Here is a 6,000-nt window from a genome sequence, read left to right on the forward strand (position 1 = left end):
AGTCAGCTCCACCGATAAGCTGCTGTCAGGTAATATTTTCCACACCCAACTGTGGAAAGATTGCAATGGCTGAGCGCGCGATGATGCTCCGGGCGAGGCTCGCGATGGCCGCTGCCCAATGCTTAGCGAGACCTGGCCAATGCGGTGCGCGACTCACTCTAGCAACGGTCGAGGTCAATGCGTAAGCCGAACGGATCGATGACGCCGAGCGCCGGAGCCTCCGATGACGCGCCATCGTCCACCAACACCGTATATCCCGCATTCCAGCAGCGCGCGGCGACACCCCTGGGATCGTTGACTCGCAGCACGATCCGCCCCGATTGGCCGCGGCGTCGGTATCCTGTTTCGATGACCACACCACCGACCAGGAACGAAAGCCCTCGTTCAAGGTCGTGCGCGTCTGACGCCAGCTGCCGTCCATTCAGAAGGCCACAATAGAGCTGACGCGCGGATTCGACCAGGTCGCCGATGCCGCGTTCGCCATTTCTCTCCAGCTCGCTCGCAGCGAGAGTCATGTTGCCCGCCACTCACCCTAACGACTCGCCGGTTGGCTGTCCCGACGGAACCGCGTCGCGACGACCGTTCCATTGCGTCAATGCCACCAGTACGCCTGCCGCCACCGCGATGCCAAACGCCGCCAGTGCGCTCGGCGCCGCCGGCTTCAACGCCATGTTGAACACGATCCCGAGCGCGATCGCGGCGCGCACCATGGCGGCCGAGCGCATGAGGGGATCGGACAGTCGGGCACGCAGACCGCTCGATATCCCCCCGTCCGACATTCCGATTGCGTGGTTCAACGCTCTCGCGCGCCGGCTCGTCACCGCGATGGAAAGCACCGCCATCAGCACCATGCCGACAATCGCGAGCCCGATCCACGCGTCATGCCCCCAGCGCGCGACCATCATGAAGATGCCAGTCGCGAGGATGAGAAGCCCCGATGGCGCGTCGACGCGTCGCAGGCTGCCTAACACACCGAGCCAGTCACGCGCCTGATTCGTCGTGCCGACCTCTCGCAGGCGCGCGAGGCTCACCTGCTCGAGCCCGATTCCGACGAAGAGGCCTAACGCCCCAACGATGTGAAGGAATACAACGATGCCATATGTGGACACACGGACCTCCTGTCTCTGTTCGTGCGATTGGTAGACGGAGACGCGTGCGTTCTGTGACAGGCGATTTACACCAACGGTTCGGTGGGCTCGATCGTGTGACCCAGCTTCTCCGGATTGCGCATGATGTGCAGCGCGCAAATCCCGGTGCTGTCGACCTCGATGCTGCACGTGGACGTGACGACGCCATCTTGCAGCGTGACCAGCGCCGGCTCGCCATTGAGGTGCGTGAGCTTGATCTCCTGGTCGGCGGCGCCCTTTCGCCTGACTCCAAGCAGGAACTTCGACACGTGGTCGCGCCCAACGAGTCGATTCAGCGCAGCGCGTGCTCGGCCGCCGCCGTCGGTGGCGAGGACGACGTCCGGTGACAGCAACGCAATCAGCCCTTCCGCATCGTCCTCGACGATCGCCTTGGTGAATCGCTCGAGCAGCCGCTCGTGGTCGCCCGGTGTCAGCGTGACGCGCCGCCGGCCCGCGTGCACGCGCGTGCGCGCTCGGCTCACCATCTGCCGCACCGCGTCCTGCGTTCGCTCGAGGATTTGTGCAATCTGCTCGTAGCCCGTGTCGAAGACGTCGCGCAGCAGAAAGGCCGCGCGCTCCTCTGGCCGCAGCTGCTCAAGCAACACGAGCAATGCCACCGAGAGATCCGACGCGAGCTCGACTGCATCGTTAGGCGCTGGTGTCGTACTGGCAATCTGCGCCGTATTCGTCGCGATCGGCTCCGGCAGCCACGGTCCGGGATATTCGGCGCGCTCCTTCCCCGCGCGCCGCAGCTGATCGACGGCGAGCCGCGTCGTCACGGTGACGAGCCACGCCTCGGCTGATCGAATCGCCGATTGGTCGGCGCTCTGCCACCGAAGGAAAGCCTCCTGAACGACATCTTCCGCGTCGTCGTAATCACCCAGCATGCGGTAGGCGAGGCCGAGCAAGCGCGGCCGCAGCTCCACCACGCCGTCATTCGCGACCTCTCCAGAATGTGCTCGAGTAGCAGTCATACTATGTGAGACGGAGGCGGCTCCTCTTTGTGACAGCCCAGAAAGCAGATTCTACCGCATCACGCCTCCGCCAGCGACGTCGAGTACGACACCCGTCACCCACGCGGCCTCGTCCGACACAAGATACAACGCTGCCGTCGCGACGTCCTCCGGCGTACCCAGTCTCCGAATCGCGTGTGATTCGATTAACGTTTGCTGAACGTCGACGGGAATGCGCTCCCGATTCCGGTCGGTGAGAATCGTCTCCGGCGCGATGCAGTTCGCCCGCACGCCGAACGGCCCCGCCTGCATGGCGACATCCTGAGTGAGCAAGTGTATTCCCGCCTTCGCTGCCGCATAGGCTACGGGTGAGTGGGAATGTGGCCGCCTCGCCGCCGTCGAAGAGATCGTCACGATTGCCCCAGCTCGGCGCGCCTTCATGCCTGGAAGAAAGCTCTTGATCGTGAGGAACGTCGCAGTGAGGTTCCCGTCGAGCGTCGCCCGCCATTGCCCCTCGTCGATCTCCTCGACGGCGCCGGGCGGCGACAAGTTTGCTCCCGCATTCGCGACGAGGATGTCGACCGGCCCAAGCTCTGCTTCGATCTCGCGCCGCATCCGCTCGATCTCTGAGAAACGTGTCACGTCGCCGAGCACGGTCGTCGCTCGCCCGCCCGCAGCGACGATCGTCTGACGTACTGCCTCGACCGCGGCGGCATCTCGCCCGTGCACAGCGACGGCCGCACCGGCATCGGCGAAGCGTGTCGCGATCGCGGCGCCAATCCCTCGCGAGCTTCCCGTCACCAGCGCAATCTTTCCGTGTAGACGTGTCATCGTTAGGCTCGCACCGCGCCGCGAACCCGTCGTGCCGGAAGCCCAGCGAGCCATCCCAAAGCCCCCGCGATGATAATGGCGAGGATGGCAGTCGACCCCGCCGTCGGCTTTGTCGTCATCAAGAACACGATGCCCAGGAAAAGCCCGAGGCGGATGAAGTACGATGCGCTCAGCCGCGCTTGCAGTGCCGCGATCGCGGCCGGAGCGAGCGCATCAGCCGGCGCGCGCATTGCGCGGAGCGTCGCGCGTCCAGTCATCACCCCGCCGACGAGCGCCATGACCACGATCGTCATAAACGCGACGCCCATCCAGGCGCCGCGCCAGCTCCAGTAGGCCGTGGCGAGATACACACCCGTGACGACGGCGGCGAGGAGACTCGTTCCGGCGACGCGCTGCACGTAGCGCGAATTCGCGAGCGCCCGGCGCGTCTCTTCCGCCGTGTGTGCCGCCCGCAGTTGCAGCAACGCGAGCCCCTCGATCCCAAGGCCGGCAACGATCCCCATCGCCGACGTCACATGCAAGAACAGAAGCAGCGCGTGGAGCATTGAGGGCATCCTCCTGAGAGAGTAAAGGCCAGATAGTTGAAGCATATCAACTATTTGTTGTGTTCAACCATTACGGGTGTTGAACTGTCGGGTTTCAGCCCCTACTCTTCGCCACATGGCGAGCTCGTCGAAGACCAAAGAAGCCCGCGCGCGCCGGGTGTGGCAGCTGATGTTCGACTTCCTCATCAGCACCGGTCCGCGGCGCACGGACGTGCTCGGCCGCTTTGGGCTGACGCCGAACGATTCCCGCGCACTCAGCTCGTTGAGCCAGGAGGAGGGGCGCACGATGCGATCTCTGGCCGCCGAGTGGCGCTGCGACGCGTCGAACGCGACGTGGATCGTGGATCGTCTCGAGCGCGCGGGCCTGGCTGTCCGCCGCGATCAGCCTAACGATCGCCGCGTCAAGCTGGTGCTGCTCACGGCGAAGGGCGTGCGCCTCAAGGCGGAGCTCATGGAGGCCTTCTACGCCCCGCCGGCGGAGCTTCTCACCCTCGACGCCGCCGAGCTCACCGCCCTCGAGCGCCTCCTCGAGCGCCTACCACCTGGTAGTCGGTGAGTATGGTACAGGTTCCAGCGAGGTATGCGTCATGATGCAAGCCATGGGAATTCTTCGAACGTCGATGAGCGTCGGCAGCCTGACCGGCGGTGCGCCTCTCATTCCAATCGAGGTCATGGTGGACACCGGCAGTGAGTACAACTGGGTGCCAAGTGCTGTCCTCGAGTCGCTCGGGATCGCGCGCGTTCGGCGCGACCGATTCGAGACCGCCGACGGTCGCGTGCTGGAGCGCGATTTCGGCTTCGCAATGATTTACGCCGGCGACCGTTCCGCCGCGGCGGCCGTGGTGTTCGGCGAGCCTGATGACATGACGTTGTTAGGCGCCATCGGGCTCGAGAGCCTCAATTTACGCGTCGACCTCGGGCGCAAGGAGCTCGTACCAACGGGCCCAGTACCTGCCGCGGTGATCGGTCGCTCCGGGTGGGCGGCGTACGGAAGCCAGGTGTATACGCTTGCACCGTGATTAGCGCTTTCCCGATCTGGCGCTATGATTCGTGTCGCGGACGATAGCTCTTTCGTAAGAGAGAGCTCTTCTCGTTCGAGAGAGACACCGCGACGAATAATCTGCGCTGACGCCTGAGCAAGCGACGGCTCGAGCTGCACAATCGACTGCGCAGTTAGCGCGATCGCCGCCGCCGTGTGTCTGATCGCCGCTGACACTTGCTCAATCGGCGCGTGCGCTTGCTCGATCGGCGCTTGCGCTTGCTCGATACACACGGGCGTGTGCTCGATCGACGCCCCCTTGTGCTCGATCGACGCCACTGTGTGCTCGATCGACGCCATTGCGTGCTCGATTGACGCTATTGCGTGCTCGATTGACGCTATTGCGTGCTCGATCGACGCCCCCTTGTGCTCGATCGACGCCATTGCATGCTCGATCGACGCCATTGCGTGCTCGATCGACGCCATTGCGTGCTCGATTGACGTCATTGCGTGCTCGATCGACGCCATTGCGTGCTCGATCGGCGCTTGCGCTTGCTCGATACACACGGGCGTGTGCTCGATCGACGGCAATGTTTGCTGGAGCGACGGTGACACTAGCCCGATCGGCGGCAATCTCTGTCCGACCGACCGCAACATTTGACTGAGCGACGGCAACGCCTGGTCGATCGACGACAACATTTGCCAGCTCGACACCAACACTTGCCAGCTCGGCGGCAACGTTTGCCAGCTCAACCGCAACATCTGGTCGATCAACGACAACATTTGCCAGCTCGACGACAACCACGGCTCGATCGACGGCGATGTTCGGACGCTCGACGGCGATGTTCGCGTACCGCAGCGCGACGGTTGCACGCTCACGCGCAATGTTTGAACGGTCGAGCGCAACCTTTCAGCGCTCAAGCGCACCCTTTGAACGCTCGCGTGCAACGCTTGCAGGAAGGGCAGCAACATTTGCAGGAGCCGCGATAACGTTTGCACGCTCGAGCGCAACGTTCGCAGGCTCGCGTGCAACGTTCGCAGGCTCACGTGCAACAGTCGCAGGCTCGCGTGCAACCTTTGTACACGCGGCTCCAACCTTTGCAGCAGTGGCGGCAACCTTTCCAGGCTCGTGTGTCGCGTCGGCTCCATCGACCGCAACATTGCTGGGCTGTGCCGCACCCGTTGCGCCGCCCATCACAACGTTTCCGAGTCGCACAACAACTTCCCAAGCACGTTCACACCGCTGCGCAGCACGCACACCGGCGGCGAGCACACGCTCAACGAGGCGGCTGGTGGCAGCTCACCGAAAAAACACCGGCGGGCCAAACTGGAACGCGGCGGCGTTGATAGAGTAGCGGCGTTACAAAAAAGTTGGCATCCGACTAAGAGGTTTTCAGAATGGCAACGTCTTTAATACGGAGCGGACAAACGAATCGATCAGACTAGTCACAATGCCGTCGCCGGCGTTCCTATCAGTAGGAGGCATGACGACACCACACTCTCGTGAGACAATCGGAGCGCGATCCGCATATCAGTTTTTGGAATTCCGGTGTCTTTATAGGCAC

General features: G+C 63.5%; 7 protein-coding genes. 2 read left to right on the forward strand and 5 right to left on the reverse strand.

The features are described from left to right. Positions 1–158 precede the first annotated feature (158 nt). The 5 genes from VGH98_22695 to VGH98_22715 form a co-directional block, all read right to left on the reverse strand. Entirely contained in the window at positions 159–515 is a 357-nt protein-coding gene (locus VGH98_22695; protein HEY2378808.1) for a hypothetical protein, read from the reverse strand. A gap of 12 nt (positions 516–527) precedes the next feature. Then, positions 528–1,109: a hypothetical protein gene (locus VGH98_22700; protein HEY2378809.1), complete on the reverse strand. Its 582-nt coding sequence runs from the start codon at positions 1,107–1,109 to the stop codon at positions 528–530. A 65-nt stretch (positions 1,110–1,174) separates the two neighbouring features. Continuing rightward, a complete protein-coding gene (gene sigJ / locus VGH98_22705) occupies positions 1,175–2,101 on the reverse strand; it encodes an RNA polymerase sigma factor SigJ (GenBank protein ID HEY2378810.1) in 927 nt (308 codons plus the stop codon). 51 nt (positions 2,102–2,152) lie between these two features. Then, positions 2,153–2,911, reverse strand: a complete 759-nt coding sequence (locus VGH98_22710; protein HEY2378811.1) for an SDR family NAD(P)-dependent oxidoreductase — start codon at positions 2,909–2,911, stop codon at positions 2,153–2,155. Positions 2,912–2,913: 2 nt separating this feature from the next. Next, the gene (locus tag VGH98_22715; protein HEY2378812.1) at positions 2,914–3,456 is read right to left on the reverse strand and encodes a hypothetical protein; all 543 of its coding nucleotides are present in this window, start codon (positions 3,454–3,456) and stop codon (positions 2,914–2,916) included. A 115-nt stretch (positions 3,457–3,571) separates the two neighbouring features. On the opposite strand from VGH98_22715, the gene VGH98_22720 reads away from it, so the two are divergent. Together VGH98_22720 and VGH98_22725 are read left to right on the forward strand one after the other, a co-directional pair. Further along, complete coding sequence (locus tag VGH98_22720; protein ID HEY2378813.1) at positions 3,572–4,012, forward strand: MarR family transcriptional regulator; 441 nt, start codon at positions 3,572–3,574, stop codon at positions 4,010–4,012. A 31-nt stretch (positions 4,013–4,043) separates the two neighbouring features. Then, positions 4,044–4,475 carry an aspartyl protease family protein gene (locus tag VGH98_22725; GenBank protein ID HEY2378814.1) on the forward strand — a complete coding sequence of 144 codons (432 nt, stop codon included), beginning with the start codon at positions 4,044–4,046 and terminating at the stop codon, positions 4,473–4,475. Positions 4,476–6,000 lie beyond the last annotated feature (1,525 nt).

This window comes from Gemmatimonadaceae bacterium (assembly GCA_036496605.1).
In the GTDB taxonomy this organism is placed as follows: Bacteria; Gemmatimonadota; Gemmatimonadetes; order Gemmatimonadales; family Gemmatimonadaceae; genus AG2.

Bases quoted from the DNA above. Each gene is read 5' to 3' on its own strand.
- sigJ (HEY2378810.1), bottom strand. From the start codon at position 2,101: ATGACTGCTACTCGAGCACATTCTGGAGAGGTCGCGAATGACGGCGTG.
- VGH98_22725 (HEY2378814.1), top strand. From the start codon at position 4,044: ATGATGCAAGCCATGGGAATTCTTCGAACGTCGATGAGCGTCGGCAGC.
- VGH98_22710 (HEY2378811.1), bottom strand. From the start codon at position 2,911: ATGACACGTCTACACGGAAAGATTGCGCTGGTGACGGGAAGCTCGCGA.
- VGH98_22695 (HEY2378808.1), bottom strand. From the start codon at position 515: ATGACTCTCGCTGCGAGCGAGCTGGAGAGAAATGGCGAACGCGGCATC.
- VGH98_22715 (HEY2378812.1), bottom strand. From the start codon at position 3,456: ATGCTCCACGCGCTGCTTCTGTTCTTGCATGTGACGTCGGCGATGGGG.
- VGH98_22720 (HEY2378813.1), top strand. From the start codon at position 3,572: ATGGCGAGCTCGTCGAAGACCAAAGAAGCCCGCGCGCGCCGGGTGTGG.